Annotated in this window: 15 protein-coding genes; 14 read left to right on the top strand and 1 reads right to left on the bottom strand. The window is 69.4% G+C overall.

Translation table 11 applies throughout. The features are described 5' to 3' along the window. Positions 1 to 41: 41 nt before the first annotated feature. Both WA670_RS33765 and WA670_RS33770 read left to right on the top strand, forming a co-directional pair. The gene (locus WA670_RS33765; RefSeq protein ID WP_336160260.1) at positions 42 to 701 is read left to right on the top strand and encodes an SDR family NAD(P)-dependent oxidoreductase; all 660 of its coding nucleotides are present in this window, start codon (positions 42 to 44) and stop codon (positions 699 to 701) included. A 53-nt stretch (positions 702 to 754) separates the two neighbouring features. Then, positions 755 to 1,258: a GNAT family N-acetyltransferase gene (locus WA670_RS33770; RefSeq protein ID WP_336160262.1), complete on the top strand. Its 504-nt coding sequence runs from the start codon at positions 755 to 757 to the stop codon at positions 1,256 to 1,258. A gap of 472 nt (positions 1,259 to 1,730) precedes the next feature. On the opposite strand, the gene asnB is transcribed toward WA670_RS33770, so the two are convergent. After that, on the bottom strand, positions 1,731 to 3,572 hold the full coding sequence (gene asnB / locus WA670_RS33775) for an asparagine synthase (glutamine-hydrolyzing) (RefSeq protein WP_336160263.1): 1,842 nt from the start codon (positions 3,570 to 3,572) through the stop codon (positions 1,731 to 1,733). A gap of 424 nt (positions 3,573 to 3,996) precedes the next feature. On the opposite strand from asnB, the gene kdpF reads away from it, so the two are divergent. The 12 genes from kdpF (at position 3,997) to WA670_RS33835 (ending at position 17,895) form a co-directional block, all read left to right on the top strand. After that, positions 3,997 to 4,098 carry a K(+)-transporting ATPase subunit F gene (gene kdpF / locus WA670_RS33780; RefSeq protein ID WP_037358287.1) on the top strand — a complete coding sequence of 34 codons (102 nt, stop codon included), beginning with the start codon at positions 3,997 to 3,999 and terminating at the stop codon, positions 4,096 to 4,098. Position 4,099: 1 nt separating this feature from the next. Beyond that, a complete protein-coding gene (gene kdpA, locus WA670_RS33785) occupies positions 4,100 to 5,761 on the top strand; it encodes a potassium-transporting ATPase subunit KdpA (RefSeq protein ID WP_238607845.1) in 1,662 nt (553 codons plus the stop codon). Next, positions 5,758 to 7,851 (top strand): potassium-transporting ATPase subunit KdpB, encoded by a 2,094-nt coding sequence (kdpB, locus tag WA670_RS33790; protein WP_238607844.1) that lies wholly within the window; start codon positions 5,758 to 5,760, stop codon positions 7,849 to 7,851. The genes kdpA and kdpB overlap by 4 nt, the downstream gene beginning before the upstream one ends. 1 nt (position 7,852) lies before the next feature. Then, the gene (locus WA670_RS33795) at positions 7,853 to 8,464 is read left to right on the top strand and encodes a potassium-transporting ATPase subunit C (RefSeq protein ID WP_238607843.1); all 612 of its coding nucleotides are present in this window, start codon (positions 7,853 to 7,855) and stop codon (positions 8,462 to 8,464) included. A 4-nt stretch (positions 8,465 to 8,468) separates the two neighbouring features. Next, positions 8,469 to 11,027 (top strand): DUF4118 domain-containing protein, encoded by a 2,559-nt coding sequence (locus WA670_RS33800; RefSeq protein WP_238607842.1) that lies wholly within the window; start codon positions 8,469 to 8,471, stop codon positions 11,025 to 11,027. Then, positions 11,024 to 11,722, top strand: coding sequence for a response regulator (locus WA670_RS33805; protein ID WP_037810222.1), 699 nt, complete (start codon positions 11,024 to 11,026; stop codon positions 11,720 to 11,722). Before WA670_RS33800 ends, WA670_RS33805 begins: the two co-directional genes overlap by 4 nt. A gap of 77 nt (positions 11,723 to 11,799) precedes the next feature. Then, positions 11,800 to 12,063 carry a hypothetical protein gene (locus WA670_RS33810; RefSeq protein ID WP_158691431.1) on the top strand — a complete coding sequence of 88 codons (264 nt, stop codon included), beginning with the start codon at positions 11,800 to 11,802 and terminating at the stop codon, positions 12,061 to 12,063. An 18-nt stretch (positions 12,064 to 12,081) separates the two neighbouring features. Further along, positions 12,082 to 12,363 carry a hypothetical protein gene (locus WA670_RS33815; RefSeq protein ID WP_078870323.1) on the top strand — a complete coding sequence of 94 codons (282 nt, stop codon included), beginning with the start codon at positions 12,082 to 12,084 and terminating at the stop codon, positions 12,361 to 12,363. A gap of 271 nt (positions 12,364 to 12,634) precedes the next feature. After that, positions 12,635 to 12,931 (top strand): acylphosphatase, encoded by a 297-nt coding sequence (locus tag WA670_RS33820; protein ID WP_336160267.1) that lies wholly within the window; start codon positions 12,635 to 12,637, stop codon positions 12,929 to 12,931. A gap of 179 nt (positions 12,932 to 13,110) precedes the next feature. After that, the gene (smc, locus tag WA670_RS33825) at positions 13,111 to 16,713 is read left to right on the top strand and encodes a chromosome segregation protein SMC (protein WP_336160369.1); all 3,603 of its coding nucleotides are present in this window, start codon (positions 13,111 to 13,113) and stop codon (positions 16,711 to 16,713) included. 136 nt (positions 16,714 to 16,849) lie between these two features. Beyond that, positions 16,850 to 17,392: a hypothetical protein gene (locus WA670_RS33830; protein WP_238607841.1), complete on the top strand. Its 543-nt coding sequence runs from the start codon at positions 16,850 to 16,852 to the stop codon at positions 17,390 to 17,392. Positions 17,393 to 17,553: 161 nt separating this feature from the next. Beyond that, positions 17,554 to 17,895 (top strand): beta/gamma crystallin domain-containing protein, encoded by a 342-nt coding sequence (locus tag WA670_RS33835; RefSeq protein WP_037810226.1) that lies wholly within the window; start codon positions 17,554 to 17,556, stop codon positions 17,893 to 17,895. The last annotated feature ends 81 nt before the right edge of the window (positions 17,896 to 17,976 follow it).

The raw sequence follows: 17,976 nt of genomic DNA on the forward strand, positions 1-17,976 counted from the left end.
ACTGTCTAGACGTGACGTTGCGTCTAGACAAAGGAGGGGTCATGGCGGCACGCCGGGCAGTGGTGGTCGGGGCTTCGCGGGGCTTGGGATTGGTGCTGGTCACCGAGTTGGACCGGCGCGGGTGGGAGGTCGTCGCGACGACCCGTGACGGATCGGTGCCGCGGGAAGGAATGCGGACCGAGCAGTTGGAGATGACCGACGACGCACAGATAACCGCGTTGCGCGACAGAGTGGACGGCCCGCTCGATCTGCTCTTCGTGAACGCGGCGATCGACCGCGGGAATCTGCCGATCAGCGAAGTGCCCGCCGAGATGTTCGCGGAAGTGATGATCACCAATGCGTTGAGCCCGTTGAGAGTCCTCGAAGGACTGCACGGGTTGGTCGCGCCGGGCGGAACGGTCGCGGTGATGTCGTCGGAGCAGGGCAGTGTCTCGATGAACGTCGAACCCGGATACGAGCTGTACAAGGCGAGCAAGGCCGCGCTCAACCAGCTCATGCGCAGCTACGCCACTCGGCACGAGGGCGACGGGCGCACCAAACTGCTCATCGACCCGGGCCACAACCGGACGCGGCTCGGCGGTCCGGACGCGCCGTTGCTGCCGGAGGAAAGCGTGCCCGCGGTCGTCGACGTGCTGGAAGCGCAGGCAGGCGAGCCGGGCTTGCGGTTCCTCGACCGCTTCGGCAAGCCGGTTCCCTGGTAACGACTGGGCCGATCGGGTAGCGCGGGACGGCTTCGCGTGCCAAGCTGCGGGGCGTGCCTGGATCCGGAGAATCCGAGATCGTGCTGATCCCGCTCGACGAGCAGGGGCTGGAGCGGCTTCTGGAAGCCGCGGTGGCCGACGCCGAACCGGCCGAGGTCATGCCGCCGGTGGAAGGTCCCGCCGGATGGACCGAAGCCCGCCGCGAAGCGTTTCTCGCGTTCCACCGCCGGCGATCGCTCAGTCCGGACACCGCCATCGAGACGACGTGGGTCGTGGAAGTCGACGGCCGGGTCTGCGGAGCGGCCCGGCTGCGCCCCGTATCCGGACGGGCCGCACTGGAGGTCGAGGCCGGAGTGTGGCTCGGCCGCTCGGCGCGCGGACGCGGAATCGGCCGCAAGGTGACCGCGGTCCTGCTGGACGCGGCCCGCGACGGCGGAGCGGCGAAGTTCGTCGCGACGACCACTGTGGACAACGCGGCGGCCCAGCGCCTGCTGAGCGGAGCAGGCGCGGAACTGGACGTGCGCGGCACGGAGATCGACGCACACCTGGACTTCTGACTGCTCGGCTCGGTCCTGCGAGCGCCCCGAGGGGTTTTTCCGTCGGGCACCGGAATTCCCGCCCCCACCGCCGCGCGATTCGATGTCCGTGAGGGCCACCCTGAGGGAATCAGATTCCCTCAGGGTGGCCCTCACGGACGTTCGCACCGGCCACGGGCAGCTTCATGCGCTGCCCTCGCGGAGTTTTCGTCGCTCCCGCGGCGGGCTGGCGGGGTCCGTGAAGGGCTCATTGAGGGAATCAGGTTCCCCCAATGAGCCCTTCACGGACCTCAGCGGGAGGAGCACCCCGGCGCGTGTCGTCGGCCGGTGCCCGCAGCGCCCTGGCAAGCGCCGCTGCCACGAACCCACCGCACATCGCGCTACTGAGATAACCCCAATGTGGCATTGGGTGCGCTGAACGCAACCAATGCCGCATTGGGTGCGTCGCATGCACCCAATGCGGCATTGGGGCGCTCGCCGGTCGGGCAGGAGGTCAGTTGAGTTCCAGCTCCGGCGAGTACATGTCGAACCAGTGGTGCAGGTCCAGCGCCCGGTCCATGCCGACCCGCTGGGCCTGGCTGATCGCCGCCGGGTCCGTCGCCGCCGACTGTTGCAGCCATTCCCGGCTGACCATCTGGAACAGCGGGTTGTCCTTCTGCGCCAAGGCTTCCTTGACCTGCTCCTGCAGCGCGATCGCGTACCCCGGGTCCTGAGTGGACGGATACGGGCTCTTCACCCGGTCCCGCACCGACGCCGGCAGCACGTGCTTCGTCGCGTGCCGCAGCAGGCTCTTTTCCCGGCCGTCGTAGGTCTTGAGCGACCACGGCGTGTTGTAGACGTACTCGACGAGCCGGTGGTCGCAGAACGGCACGCGGACTTCCAGGCCGACCGCCATCGACATGCGGTCCTTGCGGTCGAGCAGCTGCCGCACGAAGCGGGTCAGGTGGAGGTTGCAGATGACCCGCATCCGCGATTCCCGCTCGGATTCGCCGTCCAGCAAGTCCACTTGGGACACCGCGGTGCGGTACTGGTCGTCGATGTAGGAATCCAGGTCGAGCTTCGCGGCGAGACCTGGTTCGAGCAGCGAAGCACGATCGTCCATCAGGCTGTTGCGGAACGCCAGCCACGGGAAGGTGTCCGCCTTCACCGCGGCCTCGTCGTGGAACCAGCGGTACCCGCCGAACACCTCGTCGGCCGATTCGCCGGACAGCGCGACCGTCGACTCCGCCCGGATCGCCTTGAACAGCAGGTACAGCGACGTGTCCATGTCGCCGAGACCCGTCGGGATGTCGCGGGCGCGCAGCACCTTGCGGCGCACCTCGGGGTCGCTCAGGTCGGCCGGGTTCAGCATCACGTCCTGGTGCGCGGAACCGACCAGCTTGGCGACGTCGCGGATGTAGGGCGAGTCGGGGGTGTCACGCATTTCGTCGGGCTTGAAGTTCTCCTCCTGCCCGAAGAAGTCGACCGAGAAGGTGCGCAGCTGCTCGCCTTCCTCGGCCAGCCGCGCGGCGGCGAGACCGGTGACCGCGCTCGAGTCGAGGCCGCCGGACAGCAGCACGCAGCGCGGGACGTCGGCGACCAGCTGGCGGTGGACGATGTCGGTCATCAGCTCGCGCACGCGCTCGACCGTCGTCTCCTGGTCGTCGGTGTGCTGCTTCGCATCGAGCTTCCAGTAGGTGCGGGTGTTGATGCCCTCCCGGGTCACTGTCACGACGGTGGCCGGGTCGACCTCGTACATGCCCTTCCACAGCGACCAGCCCGGACGCTTCGTGAAGCCCATCAGCTCGCGCAGGCCGTCGCTGTCGACCGCCTTGCGCGCCAACGGGTTCGCCAGGATCGCCTTCGGCTCGGAGCCGAACAGGACGCCGTCGCGGGTGGGGTAGTAGTAGAACGGCTTGATGCCCATCCGGTCGCGGATCATCACGAGCTTCTGGTCGCGCTCGTCCCAGATCGCGAACGCGTACATGCCGTTGAGGTGGTCGACGACCTCGGTGCCCCACTGCAGGTACCCGTGCAGCACGACCTCGGTGTCGCTGTCGGTCTCCCAGCGGTGGCCCAGTTTGGTGAGTTCTTCACGAAGTTCGGAGAAGTTGTACGCCTCGCCGCTGTAGACCATCGCGACCTCGCCGTTCGGGGTCTTGACGCTCATCGGCTGGCGTCCGCCCGGCAGGTCGATGATGGCGAGCCGGCGGTGACCGAGAGCGACCGAGCGGCGGACCCAGGTCCCGCGGTCGTCCGGTCCTCGGCAGGCCATGGTCTCGGTCATCGCGTCCGCGATCTCCTGCTGCCGCGTGAGATCCGTGTCGTAGGAAACCCAGCCCGCGATTCCGCACATACGAGCCCTCCCTGAACCTAGTTAGTTAGTTGATACAACTATTGGTTACTCAGGTGTAACACGGACCCCCGAACCTTGTCTGCCCGAATTGCACTCTCTGTCCTTGATCCGCTACCAGCTGTGCCGCAAGTCACCCACCAACTACGGACCGTCACGTGACCCCGCTGACCCGGATGGCGCTTGACGCAGTGGCCCGGGTCACCGGCCGTCAAGATCGCGTAAACGCCCCCAGGTCGCGGCGTCAAGGAGGCGTCAGACGCGGGTGCTCACCCTCCGCGACGACCGCACAGTGGCTCTCGACCGACGGTCGCCCGTGCCGGGTGACCCTTCCTGAGAGGTGCCTCGTGGCGGATTTGCTGTACGCCCTATTGCTCATCGGCGTTTTCGCGGTGCTCGCCGGTGTCCTGCGCGGGCTGGAGAAGCTGTGAGCGGCGCGGGCACCGTGGCCAACATCGTCGGCGGGCTGCTGGCGCTTGGCCTCCTCGGCTACCTGTTCGTCGCCCTCGTGAGGCCGGAGAAATTCTGAGATGAGTGACGTCGCGGCCGGTTTCCTGCAAGCCGGCGTGCTCCTGGTCGCCCTCGCGGTGGTCTACAAACCCCTCGGCGACTACCTCGCCCGCGTCTTCTCCACCGAGAAGCACCTGCGGATCGAGAGGACCCTGTACAAGATCGTGCGGGTCGACCCGAACACCGAACAGCACTGGAAGACCTACGCCTCGGGCGTGCTCGGCTTCTCGTTCGTCTCGGTGATCCTGCTGTACCTGCTGCAGCGCCTGCAGTCGATCCTGCCGTGGAACTTCGACCGCGGGCCGGTTTCGCCCGCCGTCGCGTTCAACACCGCGGTTTCCTTCGTGACCAACACGAACTGGCAGTCCTACACGCCCGAGTCGACCATGGGCCACTTCGTCCAGATGGCCGGGCTCACCGTGCAGAACTTCCTCTCCGCGGGCGTCGGGCTCGCCGTGGCGATCGCGGTGACGCGCGGGTTCGTCCGCTCGCGCACCGACCGGCTCGGCAACTTCTGGGTCGACCTGACCCGCGGCACGATCCGCGTGCTGGTGCCGATGGCGTTCGTGTTCGCGCTCGTCCTCGTCGCGCTCGGCGTCGTGCAGAGCCTGCGGTCCGGCGTCGCGGTGACGAACCCGGACGGTTCCGGCAGCACGATCGCGCTGGCCCCGGCGGCGAGCCAGGAAGCGATCAAGGAACTCGGCACGAACGGCGGCGGCATCTTCAACGCCAACTCCGCGCACCCGTTCGAGAACCCGAACGTCTGGACCAACGTCATCGAGATGTTCCTGATCCTCGTGATCCCGGTCTGCCTGACCCGCGCCTTCGGGCAGCTGGTCGGCAACCGCAAGCAGGGCTACGTCCTGCTGTCGGTGATGGCCGGTCTGTGGACGGCGATGCTCGCGGTGATCTGGACGTCCGAGGCGCGCACGAACAGCCCGGCGGCGCTGGCCGCGGGAGCGAATCTCGAGGGCAAGGAACAGCGGTTCGGCATCGGCGGCACGTCGCTGTTCGCCGACACCACCACCGGCACGTCGACCGGCGCGGTCAACGGCGCGCACGACAGCCTGTCCGGCCTCGGCGGTGGGGGCACGCTGCTGAACATGCTCTTCGGCGAGGTTTCGCCGGGCGGCGTCGGCACCGGGCTGTACGGGATTCTCGTCATGGCCGTGATCGCGATGTTCCTGGCCGGGCTGATGGTCGGGCGAACGCCGGAATACCTGGGCAAGAAGCTCGGCAAGCGCGAGGTCACCTGCGCGGCGATCTCGATGCTGGCGATGCCCACCGTGGTCCTGCTCGGCTCCGGAATCGCCTTGCTGCTGCCGGGCACCCGGGACGCGCTCGGCAACTCGGGCCCGCACGGGCTGTCGGAGGTCCTTTACGGCTACACGTCCGCGGGCAACAACAACGGCAGCGCGTTCGGCGGTCTCACCGCGACCAGCGACTGGTTCCAGGCGTCGCTTTCGGTGGCCATGCTGATCGGCCGGTTCGTGCCCATCGTCGCGGTGCTCTGCCTGGCGGGATCGCTTGCCTCGCAGAAGAAAGTTCCCGAGACCTCGGGCACGCTGCCCACCACCGGGCCGCTGTTCGGGACGTTGCTGACCGGCACTGTCGTCCTCGTCGCGGCCCTCACCTTCATCCCGGCGCTCGCGCTGGGGCCGATTGCAGAGGCATTGGCATGACCATCACCCAAGAGCGGACTCCGGAAGAGGAGACGCAGCACCACGTCGAAAACGCCGGACGCGTCGGCGCCGGGGTTTTCAGTCCGAAGCAGCTGTGGTCGTCCATGCCGGACGCGCTGCGCAAGCTGAATCCGCGCCACCAGCTCAAGAACCCGGTGATGTTCGTGGTGTGGGCCGGTTCGGTCCTGACCACCGTCTTCGCGGTCACCGACCCGAGCGTGTTCTCGATCCTCATCGCGGTGTGGCTGTGGTTCACCGTCGTGTTCGCGAACCTGGCCGAGGCCGTCGCCGAAGGACGCGGCAAAGCGCAGGCGGAATCGTTGCGGCGGACCAAAAAGGAGACCGTCGCGCGGCGGCTCACCGAGGACGGTTCCGAGGAGCAGGTGCCCGGGGTGGACCTGCGGGTCGGCGACCGCGTGGTGGTCGAGGCCGGGGAGGTGATCCCGGGCGACGGCGACGTCGTCGAAGGCATCGCCACGGTCGACGAGTCGGCCATCACCGGCGAGTCGGCCCCGGTGATCCGCGAGTCCGGCGGCGACCGTTCGGCGGTCACCGGCGGCACCACGGTGCTGAGCGACCGGATCGTCGTGCGGATCAGCACCAAGCCCGGCGAGTCCTTTGTGGACCGGATGATCGCGTTGGTGGAAGGCGCTTCCCGGCAGAAGACGCCGAACGAGATCGCGCTGACCATCCTGTTGTCGACGCTGACCATCATCTTCCTGCTCGCCGTCGTGGCGCTGCAGCCGATGGCGGCGTACTCCGGGAGCCAGCAGTCGGTGATCGTGCTGAGCGCGCTCCTGGTCTGCCTGATTCCGACCACGATCGGCGCGCTGCTGAGCGCGATCGGCATCGCCGGAATGGACCGGTTGGTGCAGCGCAACGTCCTCGCCACGTCCGGTCGAGCGGTCGAAGCCGCCGGCGACGTCTCGACGCTGCTGCTCGACAAGACCGGAACGATCACCTTCGGCAACCGGCGCGCGACCGAGCTGATCCCGGTCGGGAAGTCCACTATGGACGATCTGGCGCGCGCGGCCCGGCTGTCCAGCCTCGCCGACGGCACGCCGGAAGGGCGCAGCATCGTCGAGCTGATCGCCGAGCAGCACGGGCTTCCGGGCGCGGCGGACGACAGCGAGAAGCTCGCCGAGTTCGTTCCGTTCACCGCGCAGACCCGGATGAGCGGCGTGGACCTGGACGGCCGCGAGGTCCGCAAGGGCGCGACCTCGGCGGTGCGCCAGTGGGTGCGCGACCGCGGCGGCGACGTTCCGGACGAGACCGAACGCGTCGTGGACGAGATCAGCCAGCAGGGCGGAACCCCGCTGGTGGTCGCGGAAGCGGCGAACGGGACGGCGTTCGTGCGCGGGGTCATCCGGCTGTCGGACGTGGTGAAGCCGGGCATGAAGGAGCGGTTCGAGGAACTGCGCTCGATGGGCATCAAGACGGTGATGATCACCGGCGACAACCCGCTCACCGCACGCGCGATCGCCGAGGACGCGGGCGTCGACGACTATCTCGCCGAGGCCAAGCCCGAGGACAAGATGGCGCTCATCAAGAAGGAACAGGAGGGCGGGCGGCTCGTCGCGATGACCGGCGACGGCACGAACGACGCGCCCGCGCTCGCACAGTCGGACGTCGGTGTGGCGATGAACACCGGGACCATGGCGGCGAAAGAGGCCGGGAACATGGTCGACCTCGACTCGAACCCGACTAAGCTGATCGAGATCGTCGGCATCGGCAAACAGCTGCTGATCACCCGCGGCGCGCTCACCACGTTCAGCGTGGCGAACGACCTGGCGAAGTACTTCGCCATCCTGCCCGCGATGTTCACCGGCATCTTCGCCCAGCTCGGCGCGCTCAACATCATGCACCTGGCGACGCCGAAGTCGGCGATCCTCTCCGCGGTGATCTTCAACGCGCTGATCATCGTCGCGCTGATCCCGCTCGCCCTGCGCGGCGTGCGGTACCGGCCGTCGTCGGCGTCCGCGCTGCTGCGCCGCAACCTGCTCGTCTACGGCCTCGGCGGGATCGTCAGCCCGTTCCTCGGGATCTGGGTGATCGACCTGATCGTGCGCCACATTCCAGGGATTGGCTGACATGAACGTCTTGCTCAAGCAGACCTGGGCGGGCCTGCGCCTGCTCCTCGCGATGACCGTGCTGCTCGGCGTCGTCTACCCGCTCGGCGTGTGGGCGGTGTCCCGCATCCCCGGCCTCCAAGGGCACGCGGAGGGTTCGGTGGTGACGCTGCACGGCCAGGCCGTCGGCTCGTCGCTGATCGGGATCGACCCGGTCGCCGCGGACCCGGCGCGCGACCCGTGGTTCCACAACCGGCCCTCGGCCGGTTCGAAGGACGTGCTCGGGCCGGGCGACCCGTCGACGTCGGGGCCGTCCAACAAGGGGCCGTACAACGAGGATCTGACCAAAGCCATCGCGCAGCGGCGGGCGCTGATCGCCCAACGCGAGGGCGTCACCCCGGCGGAGGTGCCCGCGGACGCGGTGACCGCTTCGGGCTCGGGCCTCGACCCGGCGATCAGCGTCGCGTACGCCGATCTCCAGGTGCTTCGCGTGGCCCGCAACACCGGGTTGAGCGAGGAGAAGGTGCGGCAGCTGGTCGCGGACAACACGAGCGGCAACGGGATCGGGGTGCCGGGCGTGAATGTGCTCCGGCTCAACCTTGCCGTGCATTCGGCCGCTCCTGGCGCACACTGACACAGTGAGCACCCCTGACACACCCCCGAAGCCGCGCCGAGGAGAACTGCGCATCTACCTCGGCGCGGCTCCGGGCGTCGGCAAGACCTTCGCCATGCTCGGCGAAGCCCGCCGTCGGCTGGACCGCGGCACGGACGTGGTCGTCGGCCTGGTCGAAACGCACGGCCGCGAGAAGACCGCCGACCTGCTCGACGGGCTGGAAGTCGTGCCTCGGCGCACGGTCAGCCATCGCGGGCACGAGTTCGCCGAGATGGACCTCGACGCGGTGCTCGCCCGCGCGCCCGAGGTCGTCGTCGTGGACGAGCTGGCGCACACGAACGTGCCCGGCGGACGGCACGAGAAGCGCTGGCAGGACATCGACGAGCTGCTCGACGCGGGCATCGACGTGTTGTCCACGGTCAACGTCCAGCACCTGCAGAGCCTCAACGACGTCGTCGAGCGCATCACCGGCGTCACCCAGCAGGAAACCGTGCCGGACGAGGTCGTGCGCCGCGCGGAGCAGTTGGAGCTGGTGGACATCACGCCGGAGGCGCTGCGGCGGCGGCTCGCACACGGCAACGTCTACCCGGCCGAGCGCATCGACGCCGCGCTGGGCAACTACTTCCGGCCCGGCAACCTCACCGCTTTGCGCGAGCTGGCGCTGCTGTGGGTGGCCGACCAGGTCGACGTCGCGCTGCAGCGTTATCGCGCCGAGCAGAAGATCACCGATACGTGGGAAACGCGCGAACGGGTGGTCGTGTCGATCACCGGCGGTCCGGAAAGCGAGACGCTGATCCGGCGCGCCAGCCGGATCGCCACCCGGGCGGGCGCGGAACTGCAGGTCGTGCACATCCTGCGCGGCGACGGCCTGGCCGGGCTCGGGCCGACCGCGATGGCCCGCTGCCGCACGCTGGCCGAGGAGGTCGGCGCGACCTTTCACGCGGTGGTCGGCGACGACGTGCCGACGGCGCTGCTCGATTTCGCGCGGGGGGTCAACGCGACTCAGCTCGTTATCGGCACCTCGCGGCGGTCCCGGATCGCGCGGCTTTTCGACCAGGGGATCGGCGCGACCGTGGTGCAGCAGTCCGGGCCGATCGACGTGCACATGGTCACGCACTCCTACGCCGGCGGACGGCTGCGGGCGCGGCTGGGCACGAGCCCGCTCGCGCCGTCGCGGCTCGTGCTGGGCTGGGTGCTGAGCATCGTGGCACCGGTCATCGCGACCGGTCTCGGCGTGCTGCTGCGCGACGCGGTCGAGTTCTCCACCGATGTGATCCTTTACGTGCTGGCCACCGTCATCGTCGCGCTGGTGGGTGGGCTCGGTCCGGCGCTGGTGGCTGCGATTTTCGGGGCCGGGCTGCTGAATTTCTTCTTCACGCCGCCGCTGTACACGCTGAATGTGCACAGTCCGCAGAATGTCGTGACGCTGATCGTGATGATCGTGGTGGCGGTGATGGTGGCGCTGGTCGTCGCTTCCGCCGCCCGGCGGGGCGTGGCGGCGGCGCGGGCTCGCACGGAGGCGTCGTTGTTGGCGTCTTATGCGCGAACGGTGTTGACCAATCCGAACCCGATCGAGCGGTTGCTGGAGAAGGTACGAGAGAACTTCGGTCTCACTTCCGTGACGCTGCTGGAGAAACGCAATGGCAAGTGGGACAAGGTCGCGCTGTCCGGCGGCGAGCCGTGTGCGGATCCGGATGAGGCCGATGTGGACATTGCGGTGACCGCTGACGTCCACCTGACATTGCGCGGTCGCGCATTGCCCGCGGCGGACCGTCGGGTGCTCGAAGCCGTTGCGGGACAAGCGTTGCTCGCTTTGCGGCAGCAGCGAATGGCAGCGGCTGCGGCGGCCGCCGAACGCAAGGCCGAGGCGACCGAGTTGCGCACGACGTTGCTGTCCGCGGTCGGACATGACCTGCGGACGCCGCTCACGTCCATCAAGGCGGCGATCGGCAGCCTGCGCGCGCCGGATCTTTCGCTGTCCGATGAGGACACTGAGGAACTGATGGAAGCGGTGGAGCTTTCCGCGGACCGGCTCGCCGGGCTGATCGACAACCTCCTCGACTCCTCGCGGCTGGCGACCGGCGCGGTCACCCCGCACCTGCGGCCGGTCGGTTACGACGAAGTAGTCGCGCATGCACTGTCCAATGTGGACAATTCGCAGCAGGTGCAGGTATCGGTGGACGCGCGATTGCCTTCGGTGCAAGCGGATCCCGGCCTGCTGGAACGAGTGATCGCGAACGTGCTCGACAACGCTCTCCGACACGGCGGCGGCGACGTTTCCGCGCGGGCGAGCGCGCATTCGGAGTTTGTGGAACTGCGGATCGTCGACCACGGAAAGGGCCTGCGGAAGGGGACCGCGGAGTCCGCGTTCGCGCCGTTCCAGCGGCTGGGCGGCGACCGGGACTCGACGCCGGGCGTCGGGCTCGGATTGTCGGTCGCGAAGGGGTTCACCGAGGCGATGGGCGGTACCGTTCGCGCGGAGGACACACCTGGTGGAGGGTTGACGGTGGTGATCTCGCTGCCGGCCTGTACCGGCCGGGAACTCGTGGAAGCCGAACCGGCGGAGGAGGGGGTGGCGCGATGACTGCCGATCCAGCGGCGACGGTGCTGGTCGTCGACGATGAACCGCAGATCGTGCGTGCGTTGCGGATCAACCTCAACGCACGCGGGTACAAGGTGATCACCGCACACGACGGCACCGCTGCGCTGAAAGCGGTCGCCGAAACGAAACCCGACGTAGTGGTGCTCGATCTCGGCCTGCCTGATCTCGACGGCACCGAGGTGATCGCAGGCCTGCGCGGCTGGACGACGGTGCCGATCATCGTGCTGTCCGCGCGCGGTGATTCGGCGGACAAGGTCCAGGCACTGGACGCCGGTGCGGACGATTACGTCACCAAACCGTTCGGCATGGACGAACTCCTGGCCCGCCTGCGAGCCGCGGTCCGCCGCTCGTCGGTCGGCGGCACGGACGGCGCGGAAGCGGTGGTGGACACCGGCTCGTTCACGATCGACCTGGCGGCGAAGAAGGTGCTGCGCGAGGGACGCGAGGTGCACCTGACCAAGACGGAATGGGGAGTGCTGGAACTGCTGGTCCGCAACCGCGGCCGGCTGGTGGCGCAGAAACAGCTGCTGCACGAGGTGTGGGGCCCGTCGTATGAGACGGAATCCCATTATCTGCGGGTGTATCTGGCGCAATTGCGGCGGAAGCTGGAGCCGGAGCCTTCACGGCCGCGGCATCTGCTCACCGAACCTGGGATGGGGTACCGCTTCGAGGCCTGAGCTGCCAGAAAAGCCGTGAGGGGAACCCTGAGGGAATCAGATTCCCTCAGGGTTCCCCTCACGTACTTCAGCGGCTGGTGGAACTCGTCGGGTTGGTGTCCGAAGTGGACGCGCTCGGCGACGAGGACGACGACGGCTGGCCGCCGGTCGAACTGCTGCCAGAGCTGGGCGGCGGGCTGTCCGGAGGCGACGAGGGGGTGCTCGGCGGGGTGGACGGCGTCGTCGAGGCCGTGGAGCTGGTCGGCGGTTTCGGCGTCGTCGGGTGGCTGGTCGGCGGGTCGCTGCGGTCCGACGTCGTGCCCGGCACCGGTTGCCCGCCACCCGGCTGTCCGCCAGGCTGACCGGCGTTCGGCGGAGGAGTGATCACGCTCGTCGTCGGCTTCCCGTCCGGGCCCACGGCCACCACCGTGGTCGGGGTCGGCGGGGAGGTCTGGCCGGGGGTCGGCGAGCCGGGGACGGTCATCGGGCCGCCGGGGACGGCGTTGCCCGGCACGACTACCTGGGAGCTGCCCTGCAGTCCGCCCTGGCCGCCGCCGGTGGTGTTCGTCGCGGTGTCGGTGACCGAGCCGGGGCCGGCGAGTTCGGCGACCGCGGCGAAGGCCGTCGCGACCACGAGGCCGCTGACGCCCAGGATCGCGTAGCCGGAGCGGCTCAGCCTCCCGCTCGCGCCCTTCGGCGGAGCGGTGGGGGCAGCGCTCACCGCGATCTCGGGCGACGCTGAGCTTGGTTCAGGCCCGTCGGGACGGGACATGCAGGCTCCTTAGAAGGGGTCAACGCTCAAGTCGAGGGGCGGCAACGGGGGAGCGGGGCTCCGGCCCCGGATGCCAGGCGGGAGGTTATCACTGCTCAGCACCCGTTCGCGCGACCGAGGGACGGGGCCGTCACCGTCCGCAGCCGGGGGTGTGCGGCAGGATGGGGCCGGTGAACGAGCAGGAATCGCCCGTCCGGCTGGCCGCCTGGGTGCACGGGCAGGTGCAGGGTGTCGGTTTTCGCTGGTGGACCCGGAGCCGGGCGCTGGAACTCGGGCTGACCGGATTCGCCAGGAATCTCCCGGACGGCCGTGTCGAGGTGGTCGCGGAGGGTAGCCGGGACAACTGTGCGCAATTGCTGAGCGCGCTGCGCTCCGGAACCTCACCCGGAAGAGTGGATCAGGTAGTTGAACGCTGGACCGCTGCCAAGGGCGGGCTGGAGGGCTTCGCCGAACGCTGAGGCGGGTGGGGCGGCTGCGGCTGACGGGGTGCTTGGGGTTGCCGGGGCGGTCGGTCCTGTGCTAGGCGCGCCCGGGCGGCCCGGCCTCCCACGGCGCCGGAGAACCCCCGGGTAGCCTGTCCCGAACCGGGGGAACCGGTAGCCATCCAGTACCCGTGGCCAAGAGGGGTCGGCAGCACGTGCACCTGAAAAGCCTGACGCTCAAGGGCTTCAAGTCCTTCGCCTCGGCGACCACGCTGCGCTTCGAACCCGGCATCACCTGCGTGGTCGGCCCGAACGGCTCCGGAAAGTCGAACGTCCTCGACGCGCTGCGCTGGGTCATGGGCACCCAGGGCGCGAAGGACCTGCGCGGCGGCAAGATGGAAGACGTCATCTTCGCCGGCACCGCGGGACGCGCCCCGCTCGGCCGCGCCGAGGTCACGCTCACCATCGACAACGCCGACGGCGCGCTGCCGATCGAGTACGCCGAGGTCTCCATCACCCGCCGGATGTTCCGCGACGGCGCGAGCGAGTACGAGATCAACGGCGACCGATGCCGGCTGATGGACGTCCAGGAACTGCTGTCGGACTCCGGCATCGGCCGCGAGATGCACGTCATCGTCGGGCAGGGCCAGCTGTCGGCGATCCTGGAATCCAAGCCCGAGGAGCGGCGCGCGTTCATCGAGGAGGCCGCGGGCGTCCTCAAGCACCGCAAGCGCAAAGAGCAGACCCTGCGCAAGCTCAACAACATGCAGGGCAACCTCGACCGGCTCACCGACCTCACCACCGAACTGCGCCGCCAGCTCAAACCGCTGGGCAAACAGGCCGAGATCGCCCGCAAGGCCCAGTCGGTGCAGTCCGACCTGCGCGACGCCCGGCTCCGGCTGCTCGCCGACGACCTGGTCACCCAGCGCGAGTCCATCCAGCGGGACGAAGCCGACGAGCGCACCGCCCGCCAGCGCCGCGCCGAGGTCGAGCAGGCGTTGGAAATCGTGTCCGCGGAAGAAACCGAGCTGGAGGCTTCGCTCGCCGAGGACGCGCCGCGGCTGCAGATCGCGCAGGAGACTTGGTACAAGCTGTCCGCGCTCACCGAGCGGTTGCGCGGCACCGTACGGCTGGCCGTCGAACGGCAGCGGCACCTTTCTTCCGACGTCTCCGCGCCCACCGGCGGCCGTGACCCGGAGGAACTGCTCGCCGAGGCGGAACAGGCCGCCGAGCGCGAGCAGGAGCTGACCGAAGCGGTCATGGAGGCCCGCGAACTTCTCGCGGAAACCGTGCTGCGCCGGGAAGATCTCGAACAGCGGGTGCAGGCCGCGGAGCGCGCGCACTGGGCCGCGGTCCGGGCGATCGCCGACCGTCGCGAGGGCATGGCGAAGCTGACCGGTCAGGTCGAAGCGTTGCGCAGCAAGAACGGCGCGACCGCGGAAGAGGTCGACCGGCTCACCGTCGGGCTGCAGGAAGCGGCCGAGCGCGCGGAAATCGCGGTCGAGGAGCTGGAAGAAGCCAAAGCCGTTGGCGGCACGGAGGAATCCGACGACGCCGAGCTGCAGCAGCGCCACGACCGCGCGGTGGAGGCGAACAACGCCGCCAAGGCTCGCGTCGAAGAACTGGTGAAGGCCGAGCGCGGTTCCGAGCGCGAGATCGCGTCGGAGAAGGCCCGCGTCGAGGCCCTGTCGATGGGGCTCAAGCGCAAGGACGGCGCGGGTGCGCTGCTCGGCGCGTCCGCGGAATTGCCGGGCCTGCTCGGTTCGGTCGCCGCGTTGCTGACCGTGCAGCCGGGGCACGAGGTCGCGCTGGCCGCCGCGCTCGGACCGGTGGCCGACGCGGTCGCGGTGTCCGGCGGCGAGAACGCGCTGTCCGCGCTGAAGTACTTGAAGGAAACCGATTCCGGCCGCGCCGGGATCGTGCCTGCCGGTGCTGGGTCCACTGTGGACATCAGCTCGTGGCCGCCGCTGCCCGAGGGCGCCCGCTGGGCTCGCGAGGTCGTCAGCGCGCCGGAGCAGCTGCGTCCCGCGGTCGAGAAGGCGCTGGACCGGCTCGCGCTGGTGCCGGATCTGGAAAGCGCGCGCCAGCTCGTGGCGCAGCACCCGCAGGTGCGGGCGGTCACCGCCGAGGGCGATGTCTTCGGGGCCGACTGGATCGCCGGTGGTTCCGCCGCTCGTGAGAGCGTGATCGAGGTCCAGGCAGCGGTCGACGAGGCGCAGGAACGCTTGCGTACGGCCGAACGCGCGCTGGAGCAGTACTCCGCCGAACTGGAAGGCGCACGCGCCGAGCAGCGGTCCCGGCGCGAAGAGGTCGGGCAGGCGAAGGACGCGCTGGGCGAAGCCAAGGTGCGCAAGGCCCGTTCCTCAGAGCGGCTCAACCGGTTGCAGCAGGCGGCGCGGTCCGCGCAGGCCGAGGTCGAACGGCTGACCCAGCAGCGCGCGAAGGTCGAGCAGAGCCGCGAGCAGGCCCTGGAACAGTTGGCAGAGCTGGAAGAACGCCTCGCCGCGGTCGCCGAGCAGCCGGTCGAAGACGACCCGGACACGGCCGAGCGCGACGAAGCCGCCGAGCAGCTTGCCGTGGTGCGGCAGGAAGAAGTCGAAGCGCGGCTCGCGCAGCGCACCGCCGAGGAACGCGCGCGCAGCATCGCCGGGCGCGCGGAATCGTTGCGCCGCGCGGCCTATGCCGAGCAGCAGGCCCGCGAGCGCGCGGCCAAGGCCCGGGAAGCGCGCGAGCGTGGCGCGGAAATCGCGAACGCGGTCGTCAACGCCGGTGAATTCGCGCTGGAGCGGATCGAGCTGTCCGTGCAGCGCGCGGCCGCCGAGCGAGACGAAGCCCAAGCACAGCGCCAAACCCGCGAAACCGCGCTCACCGCGGTTCGCGCGAAGGTGCGCGAGCTGTCCGGCGAACTCGAGAAGCTGACCGACGCCGTCCACCGCGACGAGGTGCTGCGCGCCGAGCAGAAGCTGCGGCTGGAAACGCTGGAAGCGAAGATCGCCGAGGACTTCGGCATCGGGCTGGCGGACCTGGTCGAGGAGTACGGGCCGAACGTGCCGGTGCCGCCGAGCGCGGGCGAGATGGCCGAGTACGAGGCGGCCAAGGAGCGCGGCGAGGACGTCACCCCGCCGCCGCCGATGCCGTACGACCGCGACACCCAGGCCCGCCGCGCCAAGCGCGCGGAGAAGGACCTGACCCTGCTGGGCAAGGTGAACCCGCTGGCGCTGGAGGAATTCGCGGCGCTGGAGGAGCGGTACAAGTTCCTCTCCACCCAGCTGGAAGACCTCAAGGACACCCGCAAGGACCTCGAGGCCGTCATCAAGCAGGTCGACGAGAAGATCCTGGAGGTCTTCACCTCGGCCTACGCCGACGTGGCGCGCGAGTTCGAGACCGTCTTCGGCGTGCTGTTCCCCGGCGGCGAGGGCCGGATGGTGCTCACCGAGCCGAACGACCTGCTCGCCACCGGCGTCGACGTCGAGGCGCGCCCGCCGGGCAAGAAGGTCAAGCGGCTGTCGCTGCTGTCCGGTGGCGAAAAGTCGCTGGTGGCGGTCGGCATGCTGGTGGCGATCTTCCGCGCCCGCCCTTCGCCCTTCTACGTGATGGACGAGGTCGAGGCGGCGCTGGACGACACCAACATGCGCCGGCTGATCGGCCTGCTGGAGCAGTTGCGCGATTCGTCGCAGCTGATCATCATCACGCACCAGAAGCCGACGATGGAGATCGCCGACGCGCTGTACGGCGTGAGCATGCAGGGCGACGGCATCACCAAGGTGATCTCGCAGCGGCTGCGCACCGCGGAAGAGGAACCCGTCCCGGCTTCCTGAGCGGGGTTGCGCCGTTCAGCCGATCCTGCCCGAACGGGCAGGCCTTGCCGGACAGCCGTCCGATCGGCCAACTGCTGCCGGATCCGTGCGTCTTCAGGGGTGTTCGCAAGCACCACATCCTGGAGGGGATTCGACAATGCGCACCATCGTGGCCCGCACCCTGATTTCCGGTTCGCTGCTCGGCGCCGCCCTCGCGGTCGCCGCGTGCGGCAGCGGCTCGCCGACCGGGCAGGCCGCAGCCGCGCCGACTGCGCTCTCGGCCGCGCCGACCGCTTCCTCCGTGGCCGCACCGACTTCTTCCGCGACGCCCACGCCGTCCGCTCAGGCCCCGGCGCACCAGAGCAAGCCCAAGCCGCACTCGAGCCCGGCCAAGGAGCAGCCCGGCGACCGCTTGCCGGGCAAGGGAGAACTCGGCAACGGCGCGGACTGCGGCCCCATCGACGGCCCCGGCGGCAAGGTCGACGTGGTGACCGAGGCGATGCCCGCCGGAACCGTCGGCTGCACCGAAGCGATCAACGTGATGTCCGACTATCTGGCCCAGGCGCCGACCAAGGCGGAGGGCACCGGGCGTTTCCTCGACGTCGACGGCTGGAACTGCGGATACGACGGCGGAAACGGCGGCAGCAAGCAGATTTTCTGCGGCAGCAAGGGTCTTTCGTTCCACGGCAAGGCCGTGTGAGCGCGGCACTTTTCTCTCGCGCCCCGGGTACGAACGGGTAGAAGCGGGCGCCGCGGCTGTCCGCTCGCCGTCCGGGGCTGGCACGGTCGGTCTTGTCCGGCGGCGCGGTTGAGCCGGGCGCACCTTCAAGGCAGCACTGGGAGAAAGGTTCCACAGCGATCATGCCTTCACTCGTCAAGAGACTCGCGCTCGGCGGCGCCGCGGCGCTCGCGCTGGCCGTCACCGTTCCGGCCGGTCAGGCGTTCGCCATCGACCGGGTCGCGTGCAACGGCCGCACCGACTTCGTCCAGCTGCGCCTCGCGGGCGGAAGCCCGTGGGACGGCAGCGATGTCGCCTGCTTCGCCAACAGCGGCGCGACGTACGTGGACCTGGGCGGCGTCACCCGGGTCGACTCCGGCAACAACTCGGTCACCCTGTACTGGGACGGCGGCCGGACCGACCTCGGGCGCTGGCAGGGCGGCGACCTGAACTTCGTGCACGTGCGGCAGGTCGTGATCCACTAAGCGATTCCGCCGGCGGCCCGGCTTTCCCGCATCGAGGGGAGGCCGGGCCGTTCGCTGTCACACTGCCGACCCGGCGTTGGC

It is taken from the genome of Amycolatopsis sp. VC5-11 (assembly GCF_037034185.1).
GTDB classification, from domain to species: Bacteria; Actinomycetota; Actinomycetes; order Mycobacteriales; family Pseudonocardiaceae; genus Amycolatopsis; species Amycolatopsis nivea.